Raw genomic sequence first — 24,832 nt, 5'->3', positions numbered from 1 at the left:
TCTATTCTCGCCCCACTGCGCTTAGGCATGCCCACGACACCCCCAGTCGATGGGGCACGACGCCGGCAGGAGCGCGAGCGAGCACACGCCCCGACAGGCGGAGCGCGATCGCGACCCCCCACCCGCTGCAACGCCCCGGAGCACCAGACCAAAGAGGAGAGGCTTCATGCGCTTCAGGCAGAGAGCCGGACACCGAGCAGTGGCAGGGCTCACCACCCTGCTCCTCCCCCTCGCCGCCCTCGTCGGCCTCGCGGGTCCCGCCCAGGCCGCCGACACCGCCACCGCCACGTACGCCAAGACCCAGGACTGGGGCACTGGGTTCGAAGGCAAGTGGACGGTCAAGAACACCGGTACCACCGCGATCAGCTCGTGGACGATCCAGTGGGACTTCCCCGCCGGCACCTCCGTCACCTCGGCCTGGGACGCGGACGTCACCAGCTCCGGCACCCACTGGACCGCCAAGAACAAGTCCTACAACGGCAGTCTCGCCGCGGGCGCCTCCGTCTCCTTCGGCTTCAACGGCGCGGGCTCCGGCTCGCCCTCCAACTGCACCCTGAACGGCGGCAGTTGCGACGGCGGCACCACCGTCCCCGGCGACGCGGCCCCCTCCACTCCCGGCACCCCCACCGCCTCCTCCGTCGCCGACACCTCGGTGAAGCTCTCCTGGAGCGCGGCCACCGACGACAAGGGCGTCAAGAACTACGACGTCCTGCGCGGCGGCACCAAGGTCGCGACCGTGACGACGACCTCGTACACGGACACCGGTCTGACCGCCGGCACCGACTACTCGTACACCGTGCAGGCCCGTGACACCGCCGACCAGACCGGTCCGGTCAGCGGCGCGGTCGCGGTCCACACCACCGGCGGCACCACCACCCCGCCGCCCGCCGGCAACGCCGTCAAGCTCGGCTACTTCACCGAGTGGGGCATCTACGGCCGCAACTACCAGGTCAAGAACCTGGTGACCTCGGGCTCGGCCGCCAAGATCACGCACATCAACTACGCCTTCGGCAACGTCACCAACGGCCAGTGCGCGATCGGCGACTCCTACGCCGACTACGACAAGGCCTTCACCGCCGACCAGTCGGTCAGCGGCGTCGCCGACACCTGGGACCAGCCGCTGCGCGGCAACTTCAACCAGCTGCGCGAGCTGAAGGCCAAGTACCCGAACATCAAGATCCTCTGGTCCTTCGGCGGCTGGACCTGGTCCGGCGGCTTCGCCCAGGCCGCCGCCAACCCGGCCGCCTTCGCGCAGTCCTGCTACAACCTCGTGGAGGACCCTCGCTGGGCCGATGTCTTCGACGGCATCGACATCGACTGGGAGTACCCGAACGCCTGTGGTCTGTCCTGTGACACCAGCGGTGCCGCGGCCTACAAGAACCTGATGCAGGCCCTGCGCGCCAAGTTCGGCACGAGCAACCTGGTCACGGCGGCCACCACGGCCGACGGCACCTCCGGCGGCAAGATCGACGCCGCGGACTACGCGGGCGCTTCGCAGTACGTCGACTGGTACAACGTGATGTCGTACGACTTCTTCGGCGCCTTCGCGGCACAGGGCCCGACGGCCCCGCACTCCCCGCTCACCTCGTACAGCGGCATCCCGACGCCCGGCTTCGACACGGCCGACGCGATCGCCAAGTTCAGGTCGAAGGGCGTGCCCGCGAACAAGCTGCTGATCGGCATCGGCTTCTACGGCCGTGGCTGGACCGGTGTCACCCAGTCCGCGCCCGGCGGCACGGCGACCGGCCCGGCGGCCGGTACGTACGAGCAGGGCATCGAGGACTACAAGGTCCTCAAGACGTCCTGCCCCGCCACCGGCCTCGTCGCCGGCACCGCGTACGCCTACTGCGGCAACAACTGGTGGTCGTACGACACCCCGGCGACCATCGGAACGAAGATGTCGTGGGCCAAGAGCCAGGGCCTGGGCGGCGCCTTCTTCTGGGAGTTCAGCGGTGACACCAGCAACGGTGAACTCGTCGGCGCCATCAACAGCGGCCTGAGCTAGTCCCCGTCCCACCCCCGAACCAGCGCCGCGGGCAGACCTCCGGGTCCGCCCGCGGCGCTGTGTCTTCCCGCCCGCAGGGGCCGGGGCAGGGGCAACGGGGGGCTGGGGCAAAAGACCGCCGGAGGCGTCGGGCAGCGGGGCGCGAGGCCGCGGGCGGGCCGGACCCGGGGCGGGGCCGCAGGACTTCAGGCCCGAGGCCAGGAGACGCAGAGCGGACGGGCTGCGGACCGCAGGACGCCGGGCAGCCAGGCTCAGGGCGTGCGGCCGCGGGGCCTCATGGCAGCGGGACGCCGGAGGCGAGACCGCGGGGCGGACGTACGCCGGGCCGAGGGCGCGCGACGGCGGGACGCCGGGCCCGCGGGGCCCGTACCGTTCGCCGAGGGGCGGGCTGGATCAGGCGACGTTCACCCTCCCCCACCCAACGGGGCCCTGAACGTCGCTACGCGACGTTCACCCTCCCCCACCCAACGGGGCCGGGGGGACCCCCACCCAACGGGGCCCTGAACGTCGCTACGCGACGTTCACCCTCCCCCAACCGCTCCGCGGCCGGGGGGACCCCCACCCAACGGGGCCCTGAACGTCGCTACGCGACGTTCACCCGTTGTCCGGGCGGGGCCGCTTCCAGCCAGGCGAGGAAACCGGTCAGCGCGTCCTCGCTCATCGCCAGTTCGAGGCGCGTCCCACGATGGACACAGGCGAGGATTATCGCGTCGGAGAGCAGCGCGAGCTCCTCCTCGCCCTCCGCGACACGGCGGCCGGCCACCTCGATCGCCGAGCGTTCGAGGACGCGGCGCGGGCGGGGGGCGTACGAGAAGACGCGGTACCACTCGATCCGGTCGCCGTTGTAGCGGGCGACACCGTAACTCCAGCCCTTGCCGCTGGGGTCACCCTTCTCGGGGACGTCCCAGCGCAGGCTGCAGTCGAACGTTCCCCCGGAACGCTGGATCAGCCTGCGGCGGAGGCCGAAGACGAACAGCCCCACCACTACAAGCGCTACAAGCACTCCGCACACAGTCAGAGCGAGGACCATCGACACCGACCTCCTCGTCTCCTAGGTAACGGAAAAGAAAAAACTTCCGGATTTGCCACAGCCGCGGCCAGGGCCGGAGTGATCCGGTCCCAGCCGCGGCTGAGGCAAAGCTTCACACAGTGCTCCCCCGGCGCCCGAAGGGCTGGGGTCGCACCGATGGTCAGCGGGTCGCCACCGCACGCAGGCGGACGTCCGCGCGGCGCTCGGCGGACGCGTCGGCGTCCGACTTCGCGCGCTCGAGCGCCCGCTCCGCACGCTGGACGTCGATCTCGTCCGACAGCTCGGCGATCTCGGCCAGCAGCGACAGCTTGTTGTCAGCGAATGAGATGAAACCGCCGTGCACCGCGGCGATGACCGTTCCACCATCACTCGTACGGATGGTCACCGGGCCCGACTCCAGCACACCGAGAAGCGGCTGGTGACCGGGCATGACGCCGATGTCGCCGGACGTGGTACGCGCGACGACCAGGGTGGCCTCGCCGGACCAGACACTACGGTCCGCGGCGACGAGCTCGACGTGCAGCTCAGCAGCCAAGGTGGGCTCCTCGGGTCACCACCCGGCGTTGCTGCCGGGTGTTGGGTCAAAGTCTAGTAGGCGTACGGAGGGGGAAGGACCGCACCCCGCGAGGCGCGGTCCTGCCCCTTCACTCAGAACACGAGGTTCAGGAGACGCCGAGCTCCTTGGCGTTGGCCTTGAGGTCCTCAATGCCACCGCACAGGAAGAACGCCTGCTCCGGGAAGTGGTCGTACTCGCCGTCGATGATCGCGTTGAAGGCCACGATCGACTCGTCCAGCGGGACGTCCGACCCGTCGACGCCGGTGAACTGCTTGGCGACGTGGGTGTTCTGGGACAGGAAGCGCTCCACGCGACGGGCACGGTGAACGGTGAGCTTGTCCTCCTCGCCCAGCTCGTCGATACCGAGGATCGCGATGATGTCCTGAAGGTCCTTGTACTTCTGGAGAACCGACTTGACGCGCATCGCGGTCGCGTAGTGGTCCGCCGCGATGTAGCGGGGGTCCAGGATGCGGGACGTGGAGTCCAGCGGGTCCACGGCCGGGTAGATGCCCTTCTCGGAGATCGGACGGGACAGAACCGTCGTCGCGTCGAGGTGGGCGAACGTGGTGGCCGGGGCCGGGTCGGTCAGGTCGTCCGCGGGGACGTAGATCGCCTGCATCGAGGTGATCGAGTGACCACGGGTCGAGGTGATGCGCTCCTGGAGGAGACCCATCTCGTCGGCCAGGTTCGGCTGGTAACCCACCGCGGAGGGCATACGGCCGAGCAGGGTCGAGACCTCGGAACCGGCCTGCGTGAAGCGGAAGATGTTGTCGATGAAGAACAGCACGTCCTGCTTCTGCACATCGCGGAAGTACTCCGCCATGGTCAGACCCGCGAGGGCCACGCGCAGACGGGTGCCCGGGGGCTCGTCCATCTGACCGAAGACCAGGGCGGTCTTGTCGATGACGCCCGAGTCCGCCATCTCCTCGATGAGGTCGTTGCCCTCACGCGTGCGCTCGCCGACACCGGCGAACACGGAGACACCGTCGTGGTTGTTGGCGACGCGGTAGATCATCTCCTGGATGAGCACCGTCTTGCCGACACCGGCACCACCGAACAGACCGATCTTTCCACCCTTGACGTACGGGGTGAGGAGGTCGATGACCTTGACGCCGGTCTCGAACATCTCGGTCTTCGACTCGAGCTCGTCGAAGCGCGGGGCCTTGCGGTGGATGGACCAGCGCTCGCCCGAGTACTTCTCGTCGGAGTTCAGCACCTCGCCGAGAGTGTTGAACACCTTGCCCTTGGTGAAGTCACCGACGGGGACGGTGATGCCCTCGCCCGTGTCGGTGACGGCGGCCTGGCGGACCAGACCGTCGGTGGGCTGCATGGAGATCGTGCGGACCAGGCCGTCACCCAGGTGCTGGGCGACTTCCAGGGTCAGCGTCTTCTTCTCGCCGGCGTTGGCCGGGTCGGCCACCTCGACGTGAAGGGCGTTGTAAATCTCCGGCATCGCGTCGACGGGGAACTCCACGTCGACGACCGGGCCGATGACCCGGGCGACGCGGCCCGTGGCAACGGCCGTCTCAGAAGTCGTCGTCATTACTTGTCACTCCCCGCGGTCGCGTCGGCAAGGGCTGCGGAGCCACCGACGATCTCGCTGATTTCCTGGGTGATTTCGGCCTGGCGGGCCGCATTGGCAAGTCGGGAGAGCGTGGTGATCAGGTCTCCCGCGTTGTCGGTCGCCGACTTCATCGCGCGGCGCGTGGCGGCGTGCTTGGAGGCAGCCGACTGGAGCAGCGCGTTGTAGATACGGCTCTCGACGTAGCGCGGCAGGAGGGCGTCAAGGACGTCCTCCGCCGACGGCTCGAACTCGTACAGCGGAAGGATCTCGCCCTTGGGCGCCTCTTCCGCGACCTCTTCGAGGCGAAGCGGCAGCAGTCGGCCGTCGATGGCCGTCTGCGTCATCATCGAGACGAACTCGGTGTAGACGATGTGGAGTTCGTCCACGCCGCCGTCCGCCGTCTCCTTCTCGATGGCCTCGATGAGCGGACCCGCGACCTTCTTCGCGTCCGCGTAGGTGGGCTCGTCGGTGAAACCCGACCACGACTCCACGACCTTGCGCTCGCGGAAGTTGTAGTGGGCCAGACCGCGGCGGCCGACGATGTACGTGTCGACCTCCTTGCCCTCGGCCTCGAGGCGCGCCGTCAGCTGCTCGGCGGCCTTGATGCTGTTGGAGTTGAAGGCGCCGGCCAGCCCGCGGTCGCTCGTGAGGAGCAGTACCGCGGAACGGGTCGCCGTCTCCGCCTCCGTGGTCAGCGGGTGCTTGGTGTTCGAACCGGTACCGACCGCCGTGACCGCGCGGGTGAGCTCGGTCGCGTACGGCGCGGAGGCCGCCACCTTGCGCTGCGCCTTGACGACGCGCGAGGCGGCGATCATCTCCATCGCCTTGGTGATCTTCTTGGTCGCGGTGACGGATCGGATGCGACGCTTGTAGACCCGGAGCTGGGCTCCCATGAGTCAGGTCCCTTCCTTACGTCACTTGGCGGCGGCCGGAGCGTCCTCGCCGAGAAGCTTCCCGTCCGAGGTCTCGAACTGCTTCTTGAAGTCCACGATGGCGTCCGCGATGGCGGTGAGCGTGTCGTCCGACATCTTGCCGCCCTCCTTGATGGAGGTCATGAGGCCCTGCTCCTTGCGGTGCAGGTACTCCAGGAGCTCCTTCTCGAAGCGGCGGATGTCGGCGACCGGTACGTCGTCCATCTTGCCGGTGGTGGCGGACCACACGGAGACGACCTGGTCCTCGGTCGGCATCGGCTGGTACTGAGCCTGCTTGAGCAGCTCGACCAGGCGCTGACCGCGCTCCAGCTGCGCCTTCGACGCGGCGTCCAGGTCGGAACCGAAGGCGGCGAACGCCTCCAGCTCGCGGTACTGGGCCAGGTCGAGGCGAAGACGGCCGGAGACCTGCTTCATCGCCTTGTGCTGGGCGGAGCCACCGACGCGGGAGACCGAGATACCGACGTTCAGGGCCGGACGCTGACCGGCGTTGAACAGGTCGGACTCCAGGAAGCACTGGCCGTCGGTGATGGAGATGACGTTGGTCGGGATGAACGCCGACACGTCGTTCGCCTTGGTCTCGACGATCGGCAGACCCGTCATCGAACCGGCGCCCATCTCGTCGGAGAGCTTCGCGCAGCGCTCCAGCAGACGGGAGTGCAGGTAGAAGACGTCACCGGGGTAGGCCTCGCGCCCCGGCGGGCGGCGGAGCAGCAGGGACACGGCGCGGTAGGCGTCGGCCTGCTTCGAGAGGTCGTCGAAGATGATGAGGACGTGCTTGCCCTCGTACATCCACTGCTGGCCGATGGCCGAACCGGTGTACGGCGCAAGGTACTTGAAGCCGGCCGGGTCGGACGCCGGGGCGGCGACGATGGTCGTGTACTCCAGCGCGCCGGCCTCTTCGAGGGCGCCACGCACGGAGGCGATGGTCGAACCCTTCTGGCCGATGGCGACGTAGATGCAGCGGACCTGCTTCTTGGTGTCGCCCGAGCGCCAGTTGTCGCGCTGGTTGATGATCGTGTCGACGGCCAGCGCGGTCTTGCCGGTCTGACGGTCGCCGATGACCAGCTGACGCTGGCCGCGGCCGATCGGGGTCATCGCGTCGACGGCCTTGTAGCCCGTCTCCATCGGCTCGTGCACCGACTTGCGGACCATGACGCCCGGGGCCTGCAGCTCGAGGGCGCGGCGGCCGGACGTCTCGATCTCGCCGAGGCCGTCGATCGGGTTGCCGAGCGGGTCGACGACGCGGCCGAGGTAACCCTCGCCCACGGCGACGGACAGCACCTCACCGGTGCGCTGCACCGGCTGGCCCTCTTCGATACCGCTGAACTCGCCGAGGACGACCGCACCGATCTCGCGCTCTTCCAGGTTCAGCGCGAGGCCGAGGGTTCCGTCCTCGAACTTCAGCAGCTCGTTCGCCATGGCCGAGGGGAGACCCTCGATCTTGGCGATACCGTCGCCGGCGACGGTGACCGTACCGACCTCCTCGCGCGAGGCCGCGTCCGGCTTGTACGACTGGACAAAGTTCTCCAGCGCATCCCGGATCTCCTCCGGCCGGATCGTGAGCTCCGCCATCTGGGTTCCCTGCTCTCCTTGTTGGGCCCGAAGTTTCACTTGGGGGGATGGACTCCCCCCTATGAGAGGTGAATCCTCTGCACGGCCCAACATGGGCCGTAATTGCGTACTGCTTATGGGATTACTAGCTCGCCATGCGGCGGGCGGCGTCCTCGAGACGGTCCGCGAGGGAACCGTTGATGACCTCGTCGCCGACCTGCACCCGGATCCCGCCGAGGACATCGGGGTCCACGTCGAGGTTGAGGTGCATCGGGCGGCCGTAGAGCTTGGCCAGGGCGGCGCCGAGGCGCTGCTTCTGTCCGTCACTCAGCGGCACCGCCGAGGTGACCACGGCGACCATGCGGTCGCGGCGCTCGGCGGCGAGCCGGGACAGGGACTCGAGTCCCGCTTCCAGGCTACGTCCGCGAGGCGCGGTCACAAGGCGCGTCACCAGACGCTCGGTCGTCACGTCGGCCCGGCCGCCGAGCAGGCTGCGCAGCAGCTCGCTCTTGGCCGCCGTGGTGGCGGCCCGGTCGGTCAGCGCGGCGCGCAGCCCGGTGTTCGAGGCGACGATCCGGCCGAAGCGGAACAGCTCGTCCTCGACGTTGTCGAGCGCGCCCGTCCGCTGCGCCGCCGTGAGGTCGGCGGTGGCGGTGAGCTCCTCAAGGGCGTCCACCAGGTCGCGGGGCTGCGACCAGCGGGAACGCACCATGCCGGACACCAGGTCGGCGGCGGTGCCGCCCACCTGGGTGCCGAGCAGGCGCTGGACCAGCTCGGCCTTGGCCTCGCCGGGCTGCGCCGGGTCGGTGAGGACCCGACGCAGCGACACCTCGCGGTGGAGCAGCGCGGTGACCGCGGCCAGCTCGTCGGCGAGCTGCGCCACGTCCACGGACGTCGAGTCCGTCAGCGCGTCGAGACGCTCACGTGCGGCTGCGGTTGCCTCGCGGCTCGCTCCGTGTGCAGTCATCGAGCCGCCTCGGCCTTCTCCTCAAGCTCGGAGAGGAAACGGTCGATGACGCGGCTCTGCCGGGCGTGGTCCTCGAGGGACTCGCCGACCAGCTTGCCGGCCAGGTCGGTGGCCAGGTGGCCGACGTCCTGACGCAGCGCCTGAGCGGCGGCCTTGCGGTCGGCCTCGATCTGCGTGTGACCGGCGGCGACGATCTCCTCGCGCTGCCGCTGGCCTTCCGCGCGCATCTCGGCGATGAGCGTGGCGCCCTGCTCCGTTGCTTCCTGGCGCAGGCGCGCGGCCTCGTGCCGGGCTTCGGCGAGCTGAGCCTTGTACTGCTCAAGAACGCTCTGGGCCTCGGTCTGCGCGGCCTCGGCCTTCTCGATACCGCCCTCGATGGCCTCGCGGCGCTGCTCCAGAACCTTGTTGATGTTCGGGAGAAGCTTCCAGGCCAGGAAGCCGAAGACGATGACGAAGGCGAGCAGGCCGATGACAAGCTCGGGGATCGGCGGGATGAGAGGGTTTTCCTTCTCGGCCGCCAGAATGAGCATGTGGCTCATGTCAGTGCCTTTCGTCTAGTGGGCTGTCGCTGATCGGATGGATCAGACGCCGTAGACGAACGGCATGACCAGACCGATGAGGGCGAGCGCCTCACAGAAGGCGAAGCCGAGGATCTGGTTGGCGCGGATCAGACCGGCGGCCTCAGGCTGACGGGCGAGCGCCTGGGTGCCGTTACCGAAGATGATGCCGACGCCGACGCCGGGGCCGATGGCCGCGAGGCCGTAACCGATCGAGCCGAGCGAGCCGGAGACAGCGGCAAGGGTCTGCATGCCAGTTATTCCTTTTCTTTACGGACCGGTGGGGGTTGGCCACCGGACGACTGAGGGGTCGTGAGGACGGGCGCTCAGTGGTGCTCGGCCAGCGCGCCCTGGATGAAGGTGCAGGTCAGCAGCACGAACACGTACGCCTGCAGGGCCTGGATGAACAGCTCGAAGGCCGTCATCACGATGACCATGATGAAGGAGACGCCCGAGTAGGCGATGCCCCAGCCGTTGAGCAGGTACCAGGTGGCGATCGTGAACAGCAGCAGCAGGGTGTGGCCCGCGAACATGTTCGCGAAGAGTCGCACCGCGTGCGTGAACGGCCGGACGATCAGGTTCGAGAGCAGCTCGATGAACATGGCCAGCGGGAGAACCGGGCCCAGCGACTTGTCGTAGCCGCTGATGTTCTTGAACGCTCCGACGAATCCGTGGCGCTTGAACGTCAGGGACACCCAGACGACGTAGACGATTCCGGCCAGTACCGCGGGGTACGAGATGATCGCCGTGACCGGGAACTGGGCGACCGGAATGATCGACCAGAGGTTCATCATCCAGACGAAGAAGAACAGCGAGACGACCAGGGGTACGTACTTCTCGCCTTCCTTCTTGCCGATCGTCTCGTAGACGACGCCGCGGCGGATGAAGTCGTAGCCGGCTTCGGCGACCATCTGCAGCTTGCCCGGGACGACCTTCGGCTTACGGAAGGCGGCCCAGAAGAAGGCGACGACGATAACCGAGCCGAGCAGCGCCAGGAGCATCGTCTTGTTGAAGTACACGTCCCCGTTGCCCCACAGGGGCTTGAACAGGAACGAGTGCAGGCCGGGTGCCGGGAAGCCACAACCGTTGTTCTCGAAGATGTGGCAGTCGGTCTCGAAAGCGAGCACCTGCGTCGGGTCAGCACTCACCGCGGGCTCCTTCAGCGTGGCGCATAGGTACGGCAACCTCGTTGTGTCGGCGCGGCGCACAGCCGCGGTTCGGCACTGGACTGGTGTTACGGATGTGGGGGCGGCAGTGGGGCATCAAGCCTCGCGATTGAGCAGGCGTCAGCTCAGATGCCCGCGCCCGCGATGCCGCAGTTGGCACCGGACGATAGCAGGATCTCCCACGTGCACTTATCCCGGCCCTACCCCTCACGACGAATGCCCCTTGTTTTCGGGCTTTTCGCCCTTCGAGGGGTCGGGTTCGACGTAGAGGATCTTGGCCTTCATATGGGCACGCGCCTGTGCGCCGATCCACACGAGGGTGGTGACGACCAGGGTGAGCGCGAAGGACTTGGGATTGAACAGCGAAGTGTTCTTGAACACGGCGACAAAGATGAACAGCAGAAGAATCTGCGCCGTGTAGAGCAAGAGACCCATCGCCTGGAACAAGTGCGGAAGCGATTTGGCAACGCGCTGCAGAACGTAGAGCCCGATCCCCATGAAGAGAATCACGACCAGCGTCGCGACGATCGCCCCGATCGCTCCCTTGCCGCCGGCGACCACACCGCTGACGACGGCGGCAATCGCGCCGACGGCAGCCGTGGGTACAGCGGCCTGAAGGAGGATCCGGGCGTCATTGGACGGCATGGCGGCAACTCCGCTTGCTAAGGGGGGCGTGTCGTCATGGACGAGCGTAGTCCCGGGCTGAGAGAGAACCTCACGCCAACGGACCGTGGCACTTGGGTCCTTCGGCTCTGCCCTGGGTTCTCGTGAACCGTATCACAAACTATTTGATGAGGTCTTTACCTGGCTGGTGTGCCGACTGTCACACATGAGTGTGAAGGTGCGCGTCTGTGCATCCCGGACGCCGACTTGTCTGGTATTGGGATGCTTCGCTACCCCACGATTTGGTCACGTGTTAGTCAGATTCTTACCTTCGACTCAGCGCGAGGACTCGGCCTCGCGTCGGTCCAGGAGTCGCGGACGGGGCCCGATCGCCGTCGCTCCGTTGACTCCTGAGACTCCGGCAGCCGCCGGAGCACGGTGCTCGCGCGCCTCGTCCGGCTCGCCTGCCACGGCCGCCTCGTGGGTGACGGGCGACCCCTCTTCGGCGGCCGCTACGGCAACCGCGGCGGCGGCCCTGCGGCGGCGGTAGCGCGGCGGCAGGAGGTGCTCGGCCCAACGCGGGGCACGCGGGGTGAAGCGCGGCAGCAGGAGCAGCACGAGACCGACCGCGCTGAGCGCCGCGATGACGAGCACACTCCACATGGCCCCGGAGTTGACCGAGTACGCGAGGGCGCCGAAGGAGATCAGCGCCGACCAGAAGTACATGATCAGGACGGCCCGGCTGTGCGAGTGGCCGACCTCCAGGAGGCGGTGGTGCAGATGGCCCCGGTCGGCGGCGAACGGCGACTGCCCGCGCCAGGTGCGCCGCACGATGGCGAGCACCAGGTCGGCGGCCGGGATCGCGATGATCGTCAGCGGCAGCAGCAGCGGGATGAACACCGGCACCGTCTGGTGCACGGTGTTGCGCTCGGAACCGGAGAACAGGTTCATCACGTCGGGGTCGATCTGCCCGGTGATGGAGATGGCGCCGGCGGCCAGCACGAGACCGATGAGCATCGAGCCCGAGTCACCCATGAAGATCCGCGCGGGATGCATGTTGTGCGGCAGGAAGCCCAGGCACATGCCCATCAGGATCGACGCGAACAGCGTCGCGGGGGCGGCGGCCTCGATGCCGTACGAGTACCAGATCCGGTAGGCGTAGAGGAAGAACGCGGCGGACGCGATGCACACCATGCCAGCGGCCAGTCCGTCGAGACCGTCCACGAAGTTGACCGCGTTGATCGTGATGACGACGAGCGCCACCGTCAGCAGCGTGCCCTGCCACTGGGTCAGCGCGACCAGGCCGACGCCCGGGATCGGCAGCCACAGGATCGTCAGACCCTGCATGACCATCACGCCCGCGGCGATCATCTGGCCGCCCAGCTTGATCAGGGCGTCGATCTCGAACTTGTCGTCCAGCACGCCGATCAGCCAGATCAACGCGGCTCCGGAGAGCAGGGCGCGTGGTTCGTTGGAGTTGGAGAAGACCGCGTTGAGGTTCCTCAGGTGGTCGGCGACCAGCAGGCCGGCGCACAGTCCGAAGAACATCGCGATGCCGCCGAGCCTCGGCGTGGGTTCCCGGTGCACGTCGCGCGCCCGGATTTCCGGCATGGCTCCGGCCACGATCGCGAATTTCCGTACCGGCCCTGTCAGCAGATACGTCACCGCGGCCGTGATGCAGAGCGTCAGCAGGTATTCACGCACGGGCTTCCCCACAGGTCTCGCTGGCCATCACAGCCCCACACCCTAGCGATGCACGCATATGGTTGAGGACTTTCGGGTAGCGACGATGGTTGCACGAGTGGCTGTGCAGCTCGGTACGCGTACCCCCGGTCAGTCCGGATAAGGCGGAAATCTACCGGTCAATTCCCGCACTTCCTCCCGTGCCGTACGGCCGTCGATCTCGTCCCGCAGCACCCCCGCGAAGAGTGCGGCGACCCGTGCCATCTCCGGCTCGCCCATCCCCTGGGTGGTCAGCGCCGCGGTGCCGAGCCGCAGGCCACGGGCGTCGCCGTGAGGCAGCGCACACGTGTCGAGGACCATACCGGCGGCGGCGAGGCGGCCACGCGCGATGCGCCCCTCGACGCCGAGCGGCGCCGGATCCGCGACCAGCAGATGGGTGTCCGTGCCGCCCGTGGTGACCGCGAGCCCCTCCGCGGCCAGCCCCTCGGCCAGTACGCGGGCGTTGGCGACCACCTGATGGGCGTACGCCGTGAAGGCGGGGGTCGCGGCCTCGCCGAACGCGACCGCCTTGGCGGCGATGGTGTGCATCTGCGCGCCGCCCTGGGTGAACGGGAAGACGGCCCGGTCGACACGCTCGGCCAGCTCCCCGCCGCAAAGGATCATGCCGCCTCGCGGCCCGCGGAGCACCTTGTGGGTGGTGGCGCACACGACATCGGCGTACGGCACCGGGTTGGGCGCCGCGCCGCCCGCGACGAGCCCGATGGGGTGGGCGGCGTCCGCGATGAGATAGGCGCCGACCTCGTCGGCGATCTCCCGGAACAGCGCGTAGTCGAGGTGCCGGGGGTACGAGATCGATCCGCAGACGACGGCCTTGGGGCGATGGGCGCGGGCCAGGGCGCGCACCTGCTCGTAGTCGATCAGTCCCGACTCCGCCTCGACGCCGTAGCCGACGAAGTCGAACCAGCGGCCGGAGAAGTTCGCGGGCGACCCGTGCGTCAGATGACCGCCGAAGGGCAGGCCCATCGCCAGCACGGTGTCACCGGGGCGCAGCAGGGCGGCGTACGCGGCCAGGACGGCCGAACTCCCGGAGTGGGACTGGACGTTGGCGTGGTCGGCGCCGAAGAGGGCCTTGGCGCGGTCGACGGCGATCCGCTCGGCGACGTCGACGATCTCGCAGCCGCCGTGGTGACGGGCGCCCGGATATCCCTCGGCGTACTTGTTCGCCAGCGGCGAGCCGAGCGCGGCCAGTACGGCCGGCGAGGTGAAGTTCTCGGCCGCGATCAACTGCAGCGTGGTCGACTGCCGGTCGAGCTCACCGATGAGGATCTCGGCGAGCTCGGGGTCCTGGCGGCTCAGGACATCCGCTTCGAGCGTGGTGGCGACCGGCATGGTGGACTCCGGACATCTACGGGGGACGCTTACGTCCAATGTAGAACCGGGACCGGTGGGACGCCCGGTGTCACGTCCGTGCGGGTACCCCCGTCAGGGCGGTGACGACCGGGTCCAGGGCCTCGTTGATCTCGTCCCCGATGGAGCGGAAGAACGGCAGCGGCGCCCCGTAGGGGTCGTAGACCTCGTCGGCCTCGGCGGTCGGCGCCAGCAGCCAGCCGCGCAGCGCCGCGGCGGCCCGCACCAGGGCGACGGCGCGCTCGATCACGCCGTCCTGGAGGGGCGGCAGGGTCGCGGTGTCTATGGCGCGGACCAGACGGGTGAACTCCTTCAGGGTGAAGGTGCGCAGGCCCGCCGAGTGACCCATGGAGATCACCTGGGCGCGGTGGTCACGGGTGGCCGTCAGGACCAGGTCGGCCCGGATGACGTGGTCGTCGAGGAGCTCGCGCCCGACGAAACCGGAGGGGTCCGCGCCGAAGTCGGTGAGGACGGTCGCGGCGTTGGCCTCCATGGGCGCGCCCTCGTGGCCCCAGGTGCCGGCGCTCTCCACGATGAGGCCGCCCCACAGGGGGTCGCCCAGCCGGTCCGCCAGGGCATGCCGGGTCAGCCGCTCGGTGATCGGCGAGCGGCACACATTGCCGGTGCTGACGTGGAGGATGCGGAAGGACCCCTGGGGGGACCCACCGGTCCCCGTGATCCCCGTGCCTATGCCACGCATGGGGGCGCCCCCTGGTCGCGCGGAGCCGGGAGCCTGGGGGTGTCAGGGGCTGTCAATTCGCCACCTCGAGGTCGGGTACGACCTTCCGGAGCTCCTCCGCCGACAGTGCGCCCGCGCGCAGCAGCACGGGCACCTTGCCGGTCACGTCGACGATCGAGGAGGGCACGTTGCCCGGGGTCGGGCCGCCGTCCAGGTAGACCGAGACGGAGTCTCCGAGCATGCCCTGCGCGGCGTCGCAGTCCTCCGGTGCCGGGTGGCCCGTGAGGTTGGCGGAGGAGACGGCCATCGGGCCGACCTCGGTGAGGAGCTCGATGGCGACGGGGTGCAGCGGCATACGGATCGCCACCGTGCCCCGGGTGTCCCCCAGGTCCCACTGGAGGGACGGCTGGTGCTTGGCGACGAGCGTCAGGGCACCGGGCCAGAACGCGTCGACGAGCTCCCAGGCCATCTCCGAGAAGTCCGTGACGAGGCCGTGCAGGGTGTTCGGGGAGCCGATGAGGACAGGGGTGGGCATGTTGCGGCCCCGGCCCTTGGCGTCCAGCAGGTCGGCGACGGCCTCCGAGGTGAACGCGTCGGCACCGATGCCGTAGACGGTGTCCGTCGGGAGGACCACCAGTTCGCCACGGCGGACGGCGGACGCTGCCTCACGCAGACCTGTGGTGCGGTCGGTCGCGTCGTTGGTGTCGTATCGCCGTGCCATTTAGCGGGCCTCCTCATACACGTACTGCTGGCTGGGGGTGCGGAGAAACGCGGTGCGGGGAATCGCCGTGCGGGGAATCGCCGTGCGCGGGCGCACGTCGGCGCCGCGTGCCCGGGCCCCGTGGGCGGTGCTCACGGCATCGCCTTGCGGGCGGTCGCGAACCGCGGCCGGTTGTTGAGGTCCGGGTGGTCGGCCGCGTCGGCCCAGCCCCGCTCCTCGGTGAAGATCCACGGCACCTGTCCGCCCTGGGTGTCGGCGTGCTCGACGACGACGACGCCGCCGGGACGCAGCAGCCGGTGCGCGGTGCGCTCGATGCCGCGGATGAGGTCGAGTCCGTCCTCGCCCGAGAAGAGGGCCAGTTCGGGGTCGTAGTCCCGGGCCTCCGGCTGCACGTACTCCCATTCGGTGAGCGGGATGTACGGAGGGTTCGAGATCACCAGATCCACCTCGCCGTCGAGGTCGGGGAAGGCCGCGAGGGCGTCTCCCTGGCGCAGGTCGACCCTGGACCCCTCGACGTTCTTGCGCGTCCACCGGAGGGCGTCCTCGGACAGCTCCACGGCGTGCACACGGGAGCGCGGGACCTCCTGCCCGAGGGCGAGCGCGATGGCGCCCGAGCCCGTGCACAGGTCGACGATGAGCGGTTCGACGACATCCATCGCGCGGACGGCGTCTATGGCCCAGCCGACGACCGACTCGGTCTCCGGGCGCGGGACGAACACGCCAGGACCCACCTGGAGTTCGAGGTAGCGGAAGTAGGCGCGCCCGGTGATGTGCTGGAGCGGCTCGCGTGCCTCGCGGCGCGCGGTCACCTCCCAGTAGCGGGCGTCGAAGTCCGTGTCCTTGACACTGTGCAGCTCGCCCCGCTTCACGCCGTGCACGAAGGCGGCGAGCTCCTCCGCGTCGTTGCGCGGCGAGGGCACGCCGGCGTCGGCCAGCCGCTGGGTGGCCTGGGCCACTTCCGCGAGCAGCAGGTTCACGCTGGTCCTCCGGGACTGAGCTGGTGTCGTTTGCTGTTATGCGTTGGCGAGCTTGGCTGCCGAGTCCGCGTCGACGCAGGCCTGGATGACGGCGTCGAGCTCACCGTCGAGGACCTGGTCCAAGTTGTACGCCTTGAAGCCGACGCGGTGGTCCGAGATGCGATTCTCCGGGAAGTTGTACGTACGGATCTTCTCGGAGCGGTCGACCGTGCGGACCTGGCTGCGGCGGACGTCGGAGGCTTCCCGCTCCGCTTCCTCCTGCGCCGCCGCGAGGAGCCTGGAGCGCAGGATACGCATCGCCTGCTCCTTGTTCTGCAGCTGGCTCTTCTCGTTCTGGCAGGAAGCGACGACTCCGGTGGGAATGTGCGTGATGCGCACCGCGGAGTCGGTCGTGTTGACGGACTGGCCGCCGGGGCCGGAGGAGCGGTAGACGTCGATACGGAGATCGTTCGCGAGGATCTCGACCTCGACCTCCTCGGCCTCGGGCGTGACCAGTACACCGGCGGCGGAGGTGTGGATACGGCCCTGCGACTCGGTCGAGGGCACGCGCTGCACGCGGTGCACGCCGCCCTCGTACTTCAGCCGGGCCCAGACGCCCTGGCCGGGCTCCGTGGCACCCTGGCCGCCCTTGGTCTTCACGGCGACCTGGACGTCCTTGTAGCCGCCGAGCTCGGACTCGGTGGCGTCGATGAGCTCGGTCTTCCAGCCGACGCGCTCGGCGTAGCGCAGGTACATGCGCAGCAGGTCACCGGCGAACAGGGCGGACTCGTCGCCGCCGGCGCCCGCCTTGATCTCCAGGATGACGTCCTTGTCGTCGCTGGGGTCGCGCGGGACCAGCAGCAGGCGGAGCTTCTCGGTGAGCTCCTCCTTCTGCTTCTCCAGGTCCTTGACCTCGGCGGCGAAGTCGGGGTCGGCGGCGGCGAACTCCTTCGCCGTGCCGATGTCGTCCCCGGTCTGCTTCCAGGAGCGGTACGTCGCGACGATCGGGGTCAGCTCGGCGTAGCGCTTGTTGAGCTTGCGCGCGTTGGCCTGGTCGGCGTGGACCGACGGGTCAGCGAGCTTCTTCTCCAGATCGGCGTGCTCGCCGATCAGTTCCTCGACCGCCTCGAACATCTCCGGCTCCAATGGACTGTCCCCAGCTCCATGACGGGCTCGGGGACGTAGGTACGGCGTGGGGTTCCCCTGCTCGAACGGGTCGAGAAGCCTGGGGAGGGGGCTGGACCGCAAAGCGCCGGTCCCGGCGTCCCCGTGCGGGGACTCCGAAGACCGGCGCTGTGGGCTCGCTACTTGTTGGCAGCGGCAGCCTTGCCGAAGCGGGCCTCGAAGCGGGCCACACGGCCACCGGTGTCGAGGATCTTCTGCTTGCCCGTGTAGAACGGGTGGCACTCGGAGCAGACCTCGGCGCGGACGGTGCCGCTGGAGATCGTGCTGCGGGTGGTGAACGACGCGCCACAGGTACAGCTGACCTGCGTCTCGACGTACTCGGGGTGGATGTCGCGCTTCAAGGTGTCTCCTAGTTTCGGGAGGGCACCGGGTCGCCGCCGCTGGATGCGGATGCGTGAACCGGGGCCGACGTACCAGTCTGCCAGCACTGGCCGTATCCCCCAAAACGGGGGGACGCGACGATCTATTCCCCTGGGGTACGCGCGCACCGTTCCCCTGGGGTACGCGCGCAGGTCAGCCGGGGCCGACGACGCCCTTCGCCTGGCCGGTGGCGGTTCCCTCGGTGGCCGCCCTCGGGATCGGCCGGTCGGCCTTCAGCGCCTTCCAGACCAGTTCGGCCCTGGCCTTGTCGACGAGGACGCGGTTGGCGTCGGCGCGGTCGTACTGGACCGGCATCGTGACCATGTTCATGTGGGACGAGCCGATGCCCTTGAGGCCGCCGACGAAGGAGCCGAGGCGGTTGACACTGCCGATGTCGGAGTCGGTGGTCACCGTCTTGGTCGCAGTGTCGGCGAGGTCGAACAACTTTTTCGGGTTGGACAGGAGCCCGATGTGCTTGACCTGGTCGACCAGCGCCTTCATGAACGCCTGCTGGAGCTGGATGCGGCCGAGGTCGGAGCCGTCGCCGACGCCGTGCCGGGTGCGTACCAGGCCGAGCGCCTGCCGGCCGTCGAGGTCGTGCGATCCGGCCGCCAGGTACAGATGGCTCTCGTGGTCCGAGATGGCCTTGGTCGTGGTGACCGTGACGCCGCCGAGGTCGTCGACCAGCTTCTGGAAGCCGCTGAAGTCGACTTCGATGTAGTGGTCCATGCGGATGCCGGTCATGGACTCGACGGTCTTCACCGCGCAGGCGGCGCCGCCGGTGGAGTAGGCGGAGTTGAACATCGCGGCGGAGGCCGCGCCGTGGACGGTGCCCCGGGCGTCGGTGCAGGCGGGCCGCTCGACGAGGGTGTCGCGGGGGATGGAGACCACGCTCGCCTTCTTGTGGCCCTTGTACACGTGGACGATCATCGCGGTGTCGGAACGGGCGCTGCCGTCGTCGGTGCCGCCGCCCAGCTTCTTGTTGGTGCCGGAGCGGGTGTCGGAGCCGAGGACCAGGATGTTCTCGGAACCGTTGTCGGCCTTCGCGGGCCGGTGACTGCCGAGCGCCTGGTTGATGTCGACGCTCTTGAGATTGCCGTTGAGCTTGAGATACAGGTAGCCCGCTCCGGTGCCGCCGAGCACCACGATCCCCGCCGCGGTCCAGGCCGTGATGATCAGGGCCTTGCTCCGCGGGCCGCGGGTCCTGCGGCGGCGGCCCCTGGCTCCGCGTCGGGTGCTGTTGCCGGGGTCCCCCGGTATTCCGGGCTCCGGCGTGCTCTCGGCAGACATGCGCTCCTCAGTTCCTCCGCGGTCGGTTACCCCCTGCTTTCAGGGCCAGGCCCATCTGGTCGTGACGAGGCGTACCGCTCCATGGTCACTCCGTACGGTCAGACGGGGAAACCCGGGAAAGGGTTGCACGACGCAGTGTGCCCACCGCGTGACGCGGTGGGCACACTGCGTGCTCGGCGGGGGCGGGGAAAACCCGCTCACCTGCGAGGTCAGCCGAAGATGTCGAACTGCTTGAAATCGGTACCCACCGAGATCCTTGTGGCGAAGATCTCGCTGGTGGCCTTTCCGGTACCCGGGTACAGGTACAGCGTGCCGCCGGGGGTGCGGGCCAGGAAGTCCGCCTTGCCGTCGCCGGTCACGTCACCGACGGCGTCGAAGGCGTTGTAGTCGGGCCAGGTGCGCACCTTGACGCGGGTGGAGAAGGCGCCGGCGCCGGTCTTGCCGGTGCCCTTGTACAGGTACATGTACGAGCCGGTGCTGCTGCGCGCGATCAGGTCGGCCTTGCCGTCGCCGGTGAAGTCGCCATGTCCGCGAACGGAGTTGTACTGGTTCCAGCCCATGCCGACGTAGACACGCTTCGGGAAGGTGCCGGTGCCCGTGCCCGGGTACTCCCACATCTTGCCGCCGGAGTCGACGGAGAGGATGTCGGGCAGGCCGTCGCCGGTGAGGTCGCCGGGGGCGACGATCCGGGTGCGGGTCTTCCAGTCGCTGAAGATCTTGTCGTTGACCCACTCGCGCGTCGACCACATCCAGTGGAGCCAGTAGACATCGCCGGTGGCGGTCTGGCGGATCACGTAGTCCTGGTAGCCGTCCCGGTTCAGGTCGGACTGCAGGACGAGGTTGAGGTCCTTGAACTGGGAACTGCCGAGGTTCAGCCGCGCGGAGAACGAGGTGCCCTTGGAGTCCGCCTCGTAGCCGGTGCCGTCGGAGGCGCGGCGCAGGAACAGGTCGGCCTTGTGGTCGCCGCTCAGGTTGGTGTCCTCGACACGCGGGTAGGCGGCACCGACATAGGTGCTGACCTTCGAGAAGACGCTGTACGCACCCTTCGCGACGCAGTTCTCGACGCCCCAGGAGACGACGCCCACGATGCGGCTCACGCCGGCCGCGTCGGTCACGACCAGCGGACCGCCGGAGTCGCCGTTGCAGGCCGAGACGGTTCCGGTGTCGCTGCCGGTCGCCGGCTTGCCCGCGCAGACCATGTGGCCCTTGATGAACCAGCTGCCGTAGGCGTTGGCACACGTGGTGTCCGAGTTGATCGGCAGCACGGCGGTCTTCAGCGCCTGGGAGATGTTCTGCGAGGCGGAGCTGGTGCGGCCCCAGCCGTAGAGCGTCGCGCTGGTGCCCGACTTGTACGAGGTGGTGTCACCGGACGACGTCATGCCGATCGGCTTGTCGGTGACGGGTTTCGCCAGCGTGATGACCGCGATGTCGTTGTCGACTTTGTCCGGGTTGTACGACGGGTGGGTCCACTGCCGCAAGGGGGCGCTCAGGTTGCCACCGTGCAGGTCGAGGTTGTCATCGGCGTCGCTGCTCAGCAGCTGGGAGGTGCCGGTCAGGACGACGCCGTGCGCCTGCCAGTCGTAGGGCTTGCCGTTCTCGTCCACGGTGCAGTGCGCGGCGGTGAGGATCTTCGTCGGCGACACGACGGAGCCACCGCAGAAGAAGCCGAGGTCGTCGGCCGTGCTGGCGGTGCCCCTGGTGTCGGAGTACCAGAGCTGGGCCATCCACGGGGCCGTGCCGATGGTCGTCGTCTTGCCACCGATGATCTTCGGGTCGACGTGCACCGGGGTCGTCGCGGCACTCAGGGACGTCCTCCGGGTCGCCCGGCCCGCGATGTCGTCACCGGCGAGGGCGCCCGCGGCACGCTCCTCCAGCACGGCCTGGGACGGCGTGGGGTTGGTGGGCCGCACGCTGGGCGTGGGCAGCGCCGAGCTGGGCGCGGCGCTCGCCGACGACATCAGGAGCGCTCCGGCGACCGCGGCGGCGAGGCCGGCTGCGGCGACCGGGACGGCGATCCGTATGCGGCGTCTGTGCCGACCGCCCCCAGACATGGACGTGTCCACTCAAGTCCCCCCTCAGAGATAAGAGTTCAGATCTGTTTCAGCAAAAGGTTTCAGCAAAAGATCGAGGGCGTGATCGTACACGCGCCCCGAACAGCACAAAGGGCCGCCCCCGTCACCTGCGTGACGGGGGCGGCCCTGGTGGTTCCTGTCCTGCGGACCTCGGTCTTCGCGGACCTCGGTCGCGGAGACCTCAGTCGTTGTTGTTGCCCGGCGACGGCGTGGTCTTCTGGATCTGGAGCAGGAACTCGGCGTTCGACTTCGTCTGCTTCATCTTGTCGAGCAGCAGCTCGATCGCCTGCTGCTGGTCGAGCGCGTGGAGCACGCGACGCAGCTTCCAGGTGATGGCGAGCTCGTCGCTGCCGAGCAGGAGCTCTTCCTTACGGGTACCGGACGCGTCGACGTCCACCGCCGGGAAGACACGCTTGTCGGCGAGCTTCCGGTCGAGCTTGAGCTCGGCGTTGCCGGTGCCCTTGAACTCCTCGAAGATGACCTCGTCCATGCGCGAGCCGGTGTCGACGAGCGCGGTGGCCAGGATGGTCAGCGAGCCGCCGTCCTCGATGTTGCGCGCGGCACCGAAGAAGCGCTTCGGCGGGTACAGCGCGGTCGAGTCGACACCACCGGACAGGATGCGGCCGGAGGCCGGGGCGGCGAGGTTGTACGCACGGCCCAGACGCGTGATCGAGTCGAGCAGCACGACGACGTCGTGGCCCAGCTCCACCAGCCGCTTGGCACGCTCGATGGCGAGCTCGGCGACCGTGGTGTGGTCCTCGGCCGGACGGTCGAAGGTCGAGGAGATGACCTCGCCCTTGACCGACCGCTGCATGTCGGTGACCTCTTCCGGACGCTCGTCGACCAGGACGACCATCAGGTGGCACTCGGGGTTGTTGTGCGTGATCGCGTTGGCGATCGCCTGCATGATCATGGTCTTGCCGGTCTTCGGCGGAGCCACGATCAGACCGCGCTGGCCCTTGCCGATCGGCGCGACGAGGTCGATGATCCGGGTCGTCAGCACACCCGGGTCGGTCTCCAGGCGGAGCCGGTCCTGCGGGTACAGCGGCGTCAGCTTGTTGAACTCCGGCCGTCCGCGCCCGGAGTCGGGTGCCATGCCGTTGGTCGAGTCCAGGCGCACGAGCGCGTTGAACTTCTCGCGGCGCTCGCCGTCCTTGGGCTGGCGGACCGCGCCGGTGACGTGGTCACCCTTGCGCAGACCGTTCTTGCGGACCTGGGCGAGGGAGACGTACACGTCGTTGGGACCCGGCAGGTAGCCCGACGTACGGATGAACGCGTAGTTGTCGAGGATGTCGAGGATGCCCGCGACGGGGATCAGCACGTCGTCGTCGGCGACCTGCGGCTCGGCGATCTCGTCGCGTCCACGACGGCCACGGCGGTCGCGGTAACGGCCGCGCCGGCCGCGGCGGCCGCCCTCGAAGTCGTCGTCGTCCTGCGGGCCGTTGTCGCGCGGGCCGTTGTCACGGGGACCGGTGTCACGGGGGCCGCTGTCACGCTGCTGCTGGCGGTCCTGACGGCCGCCGCCCTGCTGCTGACGGTCCGGACGGTCCTGGCGCTCCTGACGGTCCGGGCGCTGCTGTCCGGCACCCTGGCCGCCCTGCTGCTCGTCGCCCTTGACCGGGCGGCGGTCGCGGTCACGGCCGCCCCGGTCGCGGTCACGGCGGTCACGGCGCTCACGACGTCCGTCGGCGCCCTCGGCGTCGCCCTGCGTCTCGGCCTTCGGCTCGTTCTTCGCCTCGGCGACGACCGTCTCGGGGCTGCCCGCCTCGGCGGTGGCACGGCGACGGCGGCGCTCGGCGGGGGCGTCGTCGCTGAGCGGCTGGCCGGGGATCTCGATCTGCTGCTGGGCCACGGCCTTGTCGGCGGCGACCTTCTCGGCCTTGTCCTCGGCCGGTGCCGCGGCCTCGTCACCCGTACGGGACTTCGAGGTGGTCCGGCGCTTCGGCTTGGTCTCGGCGGCGGCGTCGGACGCCGTCTTGGCCGGGGCACTCCCTCCGGCCTGCGCCTCCTTGATGACCTCGATCAGCTGGCTCTTGCGCATACGCGCTGTGCCCCTGATTCCGAGGCCGGATGCGACCTGCTGCAGCTCGGCCAGCACCATGCCTTCGAGGCCGGTACCGCGGCGTCGCCTGGAGCCGGCACCGGTGGCAGGCGCGGAGGCGTCCGTGGCGGGCGCGGCAGCGGTCTCCTCGACACGTGCGCCCATCAGATCGGTGGTGTCGCTCACGAAGGGTCCTTCCCTGGAGCGGACGTCGGCCTGTCTGGCTCGGCGACCGGTTGTGCTGTCCGGCATTGGTCCTTGCTGTGTGGACCGTGCCGGGGCGGTGGTCCGCCAAAGCGGCGGAAGACATTGCTGATGATGACGATTCCGGAGCCGTGGCACTGAGGTTCGGTGTCATCGGCTCGGTCACGCCGGTTCCGGAGCGTGCTCAGCACTGCTCAGCGCATAGCACCCAATGCAAGGCACGTAGCAGTTTGGGAGGCTCCCGGAAGAATGGGTGTCCCGGACGGGGACGCGAAGCACCTCGCCATGGTGGGGTCGGGTGCAGACTTGAGGTTAACACTACCGGATCCAACAAACATTCCCCCTCTCCAAATCCGGCGACCGTGCGTCGTCAATTGACCCCGACAGGTGCGAGCGGCAACACGCACGCCCCCTGGGCGTCGAGGTCCAGACGGTTGGCGGCCCAGCCCTGACCTGCGAGATCGGCCACCTTGTCGGCCGTCGCGCGGTCCGCCAGCGCGAGGACCGTGGGTCCCGCGCCGGAGATCACCGCCGGGACGCCGTCGGCGCGCAGGCGCTCCACGAGCGCGGTGCTCTCGGGCATCGCCGGGGCGCGGTAATCCTGGTGCAGCCGGTCCTCGGTCGCGGGCAGCAGCAGCTCGGGGCGCCGGGTCAGTGCCTCGACGAGCAGTGCGGCGCGACCCGCGTTGGCGGCGGCGTCGACATGCGGAACGGTACGCGGCAGCAGACCGCGCGCGGTCTCGGTGAGCACGGGCTTTCCGGGCACGAAGACCACCGGAACGACTGAATCGGCGGGCTCCATCCTGATCGCCCGCGCGGCGCCGGACTCCATCCAGGAGAGCGTGAACCCGCCGAGCAGACAGGCCGCGACGTTGTCGGGGTGTCCCTCGATCTCGGTCGCGAGCTCAAGGAGCGCGGCGTCGTCGAGCCTGCTTTCCCCGCCTATCGTCACCGCGCGGGCGGCGACGATGCCGGCGCAGATGGCGGCCGACGAGGAGCCGAGACCCCGGCCGTGCGGGATCCGGTTGGCGCAGACGATCTCAAGGCCGCGCGGCTGTCCGCCCAGCAGGTCGAAGGCGGTGCGCAGGGAACGTACGAGGAGATGGTTCTCGTCGCGCGGCAGCGTCTCGCTGCCCTCACCCGCGATGTCGATGTGCAGCCCGGAGTCGGCCACCCGGACGACCACGTCGTCGTACAGCCCCAGTGACAGCCCGAAGGCGTCGAAACCCGGGCCGAGGTTGGCGCTGGTGGCGGGGACGCGCACCCGGACGGCGGCGGCGCGGAACGCTGGACCGGCCATCGC

22 protein-coding genes are annotated in these 24,832 nt (G+C 69.0%); 1 reads left to right on the top strand and 21 read right to left on the bottom strand.

Annotated features, from left to right (window positions below; genetic code table 11):
• Positions 1-166 precede the first annotated feature (166 nt).
• Positions 167-2,005, top strand: a complete 1,839-nt coding sequence (locus ACFYW8_RS37145; protein WP_389089241.1) for a glycosyl hydrolase family 18 protein — start codon at positions 167-169, stop codon at positions 2,003-2,005.
• Positions 2,006-2,588: 583 nt separating this feature from the next.
• On the opposite strand, the gene ACFYW8_RS37140 is transcribed toward ACFYW8_RS37145, so the two are convergent.
• From ACFYW8_RS37140 to thrB, 21 genes are all read right to left on the bottom strand, one after another.
• Positions 2,589-3,035, bottom strand: a complete 447-nt coding sequence (locus ACFYW8_RS37140; RefSeq protein WP_365879499.1) for a DUF2550 domain-containing protein — start codon at positions 3,033-3,035, stop codon at positions 2,589-2,591.
• A gap of 160 nt (positions 3,036-3,195) precedes the next feature.
• The gene (locus ACFYW8_RS37135; RefSeq protein WP_351127806.1) at positions 3,196-3,570 is read right to left on the bottom strand and encodes a F0F1 ATP synthase subunit epsilon; all 375 of its coding nucleotides are present in this window, start codon (positions 3,568-3,570) and stop codon (positions 3,196-3,198) included.
• Positions 3,571-3,697: 127 nt separating this feature from the next.
• Complete coding sequence (gene atpD / locus ACFYW8_RS37130; protein ID WP_365879495.1) at positions 3,698-5,134, bottom strand: F0F1 ATP synthase subunit beta; 1,437 nt, start codon at positions 5,132-5,134, stop codon at positions 3,698-3,700.
• On the bottom strand, positions 5,134-6,048 hold the full coding sequence (locus ACFYW8_RS37125) for a F0F1 ATP synthase subunit gamma (RefSeq protein WP_365879493.1): 915 nt from the start codon (positions 6,046-6,048) through the stop codon (positions 5,134-5,136). The genes atpD and ACFYW8_RS37125 overlap by 1 nt, the downstream gene beginning before the upstream one ends.
• A 21-nt stretch (positions 6,049-6,069) precedes the next feature.
• Complete coding sequence (gene atpA, locus ACFYW8_RS37120) at positions 6,070-7,659, bottom strand: F0F1 ATP synthase subunit alpha (RefSeq protein ID WP_365879491.1); 1,590 nt, start codon at positions 7,657-7,659, stop codon at positions 6,070-6,072.
• Positions 7,660-7,783: 124 nt separating this feature from the next.
• Positions 7,784-8,605 carry a F0F1 ATP synthase subunit delta gene (locus ACFYW8_RS37115; RefSeq protein WP_389089229.1) on the bottom strand — a complete coding sequence of 274 codons (822 nt, stop codon included), beginning with the start codon at positions 8,603-8,605 and terminating at the stop codon, positions 7,784-7,786.
• The gene (locus tag ACFYW8_RS37110) at positions 8,602-9,144 is read right to left on the bottom strand and encodes a F0F1 ATP synthase subunit B (protein ID WP_328553385.1); all 543 of its coding nucleotides are present in this window, start codon (positions 9,142-9,144) and stop codon (positions 8,602-8,604) included. The genes ACFYW8_RS37115 and ACFYW8_RS37110 overlap by 4 nt, the downstream gene beginning before the upstream one ends.
• Before the next feature lie 42 nt (positions 9,145-9,186).
• The gene (atpE, locus tag ACFYW8_RS37105) at positions 9,187-9,414 is read right to left on the bottom strand and encodes an ATP synthase F0 subunit C (RefSeq protein ID WP_355844370.1); all 228 of its coding nucleotides are present in this window, start codon (positions 9,412-9,414) and stop codon (positions 9,187-9,189) included.
• A 74-nt stretch (positions 9,415-9,488) separates the two neighbouring features.
• The gene (atpB, locus tag ACFYW8_RS37100; protein ID WP_389089386.1) at positions 9,489-10,325 is read right to left on the bottom strand and encodes a F0F1 ATP synthase subunit A; all 837 of its coding nucleotides are present in this window, start codon (positions 10,323-10,325) and stop codon (positions 9,489-9,491) included.
• Positions 10,326-10,535: 210 nt separating this feature from the next.
• Positions 10,536-10,973 carry a hypothetical protein gene (locus ACFYW8_RS37095; protein ID WP_389089223.1) on the bottom strand — a complete coding sequence of 146 codons (438 nt, stop codon included), beginning with the start codon at positions 10,971-10,973 and terminating at the stop codon, positions 10,536-10,538.
• A gap of 294 nt (positions 10,974-11,267) precedes the next feature.
• Complete coding sequence (locus tag ACFYW8_RS37090) at positions 11,268-12,635, bottom strand: MraY family glycosyltransferase (RefSeq protein ID WP_389089219.1); 1,368 nt, start codon at positions 12,633-12,635, stop codon at positions 11,268-11,270.
• Positions 12,636-12,764: 129 nt separating this feature from the next.
• Positions 12,765-14,003 (bottom strand): serine hydroxymethyltransferase, encoded by a 1,239-nt coding sequence (gene glyA / locus ACFYW8_RS37085; RefSeq protein WP_389089215.1) that lies wholly within the window; start codon positions 14,001-14,003, stop codon positions 12,765-12,767.
• A gap of 70 nt (positions 14,004-14,073) precedes the next feature.
• Positions 14,074-14,721 carry a protein-tyrosine-phosphatase gene (locus tag ACFYW8_RS37080; RefSeq protein ID WP_365879477.1) on the bottom strand — a complete coding sequence of 216 codons (648 nt, stop codon included), beginning with the start codon at positions 14,719-14,721 and terminating at the stop codon, positions 14,074-14,076.
• A 52-nt stretch (positions 14,722-14,773) separates the two neighbouring features.
• Positions 14,774-15,421 carry an L-threonylcarbamoyladenylate synthase gene (locus tag ACFYW8_RS37075; RefSeq protein WP_103550972.1) on the bottom strand — a complete coding sequence of 216 codons (648 nt, stop codon included), beginning with the start codon at positions 15,419-15,421 and terminating at the stop codon, positions 14,774-14,776.
• 131 nt (positions 15,422-15,552) lie between these two features.
• Positions 15,553-16,398 carry a peptide chain release factor N(5)-glutamine methyltransferase gene (prmC, locus tag ACFYW8_RS37070; RefSeq protein ID WP_389089209.1) on the bottom strand — a complete coding sequence of 282 codons (846 nt, stop codon included), beginning with the start codon at positions 16,396-16,398 and terminating at the stop codon, positions 15,553-15,555.
• Between the two features lie 36 nt (positions 16,399-16,434).
• Complete coding sequence (prfA, locus tag ACFYW8_RS37065; RefSeq protein WP_365879473.1) at positions 16,435-17,511, bottom strand: peptide chain release factor 1; 1,077 nt, start codon at positions 17,509-17,511, stop codon at positions 16,435-16,437.
• Positions 17,512-17,681: 170 nt separating this feature from the next.
• Complete coding sequence (rpmE, locus tag ACFYW8_RS37060; RefSeq protein ID WP_100595864.1) at positions 17,682-17,903, bottom strand: 50S ribosomal protein L31; 222 nt, start codon at positions 17,901-17,903, stop codon at positions 17,682-17,684.
• Positions 17,904-18,075: 172 nt separating this feature from the next.
• Positions 18,076-19,212, bottom strand: coding sequence for an LCP family protein (locus tag ACFYW8_RS37055; protein ID WP_389089203.1), 1,137 nt, complete (start codon positions 19,210-19,212; stop codon positions 18,076-18,078).
• Between the two features lie 209 nt (positions 19,213-19,421).
• Positions 19,422-21,263, bottom strand: a complete 1,842-nt coding sequence (locus ACFYW8_RS37050; RefSeq protein WP_389089198.1) for a trypsin-like serine protease — start codon at positions 21,261-21,263, stop codon at positions 19,422-19,424.
• Positions 21,264-21,465: 202 nt separating this feature from the next.
• Entirely contained in the window at positions 21,466-23,511 is a 2,046-nt protein-coding gene (gene rho, locus ACFYW8_RS37045; RefSeq protein WP_389089195.1) for a transcription termination factor Rho, read from the bottom strand.
• Between the two features lie 388 nt (positions 23,512-23,899).
• Positions 23,900-24,829, bottom strand: a complete 930-nt coding sequence (thrB, locus tag ACFYW8_RS37040; protein ID WP_365879465.1) for a homoserine kinase — start codon at positions 24,827-24,829, stop codon at positions 23,900-23,902.
• Positions 24,830-24,832 lie beyond the last annotated feature (3 nt).

Source organism: Streptomyces sp. NPDC002742, from assembly GCF_042888885.1.
Taxonomy (GTDB): domain Bacteria; phylum Actinomycetota; class Actinomycetes; order Streptomycetales; family Streptomycetaceae; genus Streptomyces.
This window is presented reverse-complemented; position numbering and strand designations above follow the sequence as displayed.

Excerpts from the sequence above, each read along its gene's own strand:
- ACFYW8_RS37145 (WP_389089241.1), top strand. The coding sequence starts at position 167 with ATGCGCTTCAGGCAGAGAGCCGGACACCGAGCAGTGGCAGGGCTCACC.
- ACFYW8_RS37140 (WP_365879499.1), bottom strand. The coding sequence starts at position 3,035 with ATGGTCCTCGCTCTGACTGTGTGCGGAGTGCTTGTAGCGCTTGTAGTG.
- atpD (WP_365879495.1), bottom strand. The coding sequence starts at position 5,134 with ATGACGACGACTTCTGAGACGGCCGTTGCCACGGGCCGCGTCGCCCGG.
- ACFYW8_RS37125 (WP_365879493.1), bottom strand. The coding sequence starts at position 6,048 with ATGGGAGCCCAGCTCCGGGTCTACAAGCGTCGCATCCGATCCGTCACC.
- atpA (WP_365879491.1), bottom strand. The coding sequence starts at position 7,659 with ATGGCGGAGCTCACGATCCGGCCGGAGGAGATCCGGGATGCGCTGGAG.
- ACFYW8_RS37115 (WP_389089229.1), bottom strand. The coding sequence starts at position 8,605 with ATGACTGCACACGGAGCGAGCCGCGAGGCAACCGCAGCCGCACGTGAG.
- ACFYW8_RS37110 (WP_328553385.1), bottom strand. The coding sequence starts at position 9,144 with ATGAGCCACATGCTCATTCTGGCGGCCGAGAAGGAAAACCCTCTCATC.
- atpE (WP_355844370.1), bottom strand. The coding sequence starts at position 9,414 with ATGCAGACCCTTGCCGCTGTCTCCGGCTCGCTCGGCTCGATCGGTTAC.
- ACFYW8_RS37095 (WP_389089223.1), bottom strand. The coding sequence starts at position 10,973 with ATGCCGTCCAATGACGCCCGGATCCTCCTTCAGGCCGCTGTACCCACG.
- glyA (WP_389089215.1), bottom strand. The coding sequence starts at position 14,003 with ATGCCGGTCGCCACCACGCTCGAAGCGGATGTCCTGAGCCGCCAGGAC.
- ACFYW8_RS37080 (WP_365879477.1), bottom strand. The coding sequence starts at position 14,721 with ATGCGTGGCATAGGCACGGGGATCACGGGGACCGGTGGGTCCCCCCAG.
- ACFYW8_RS37075 (WP_103550972.1), bottom strand. The coding sequence starts at position 15,421 with ATGGCACGGCGATACGACACCAACGACGCGACCGACCGCACCACAGGT.
- prfA (WP_365879473.1), bottom strand. The coding sequence starts at position 17,511 with ATGTTCGAGGCGGTCGAGGAACTGATCGGCGAGCACGCCGATCTGGAG.
- ACFYW8_RS37055 (WP_389089203.1), bottom strand. The coding sequence starts at position 19,212 with ATGTCTGCCGAGAGCACGCCGGAGCCCGGAATACCGGGGGACCCCGGC.
- ACFYW8_RS37050 (WP_389089198.1), bottom strand. The coding sequence starts at position 21,263 with ATGTCTGGGGGCGGTCGGCACAGACGCCGCATACGGATCGCCGTCCCG.
- thrB (WP_365879465.1), bottom strand. The coding sequence starts at position 24,829 with ATGGCCGGTCCAGCGTTCCGCGCCGCCGCCGTCCGGGTGCGCGTCCCC.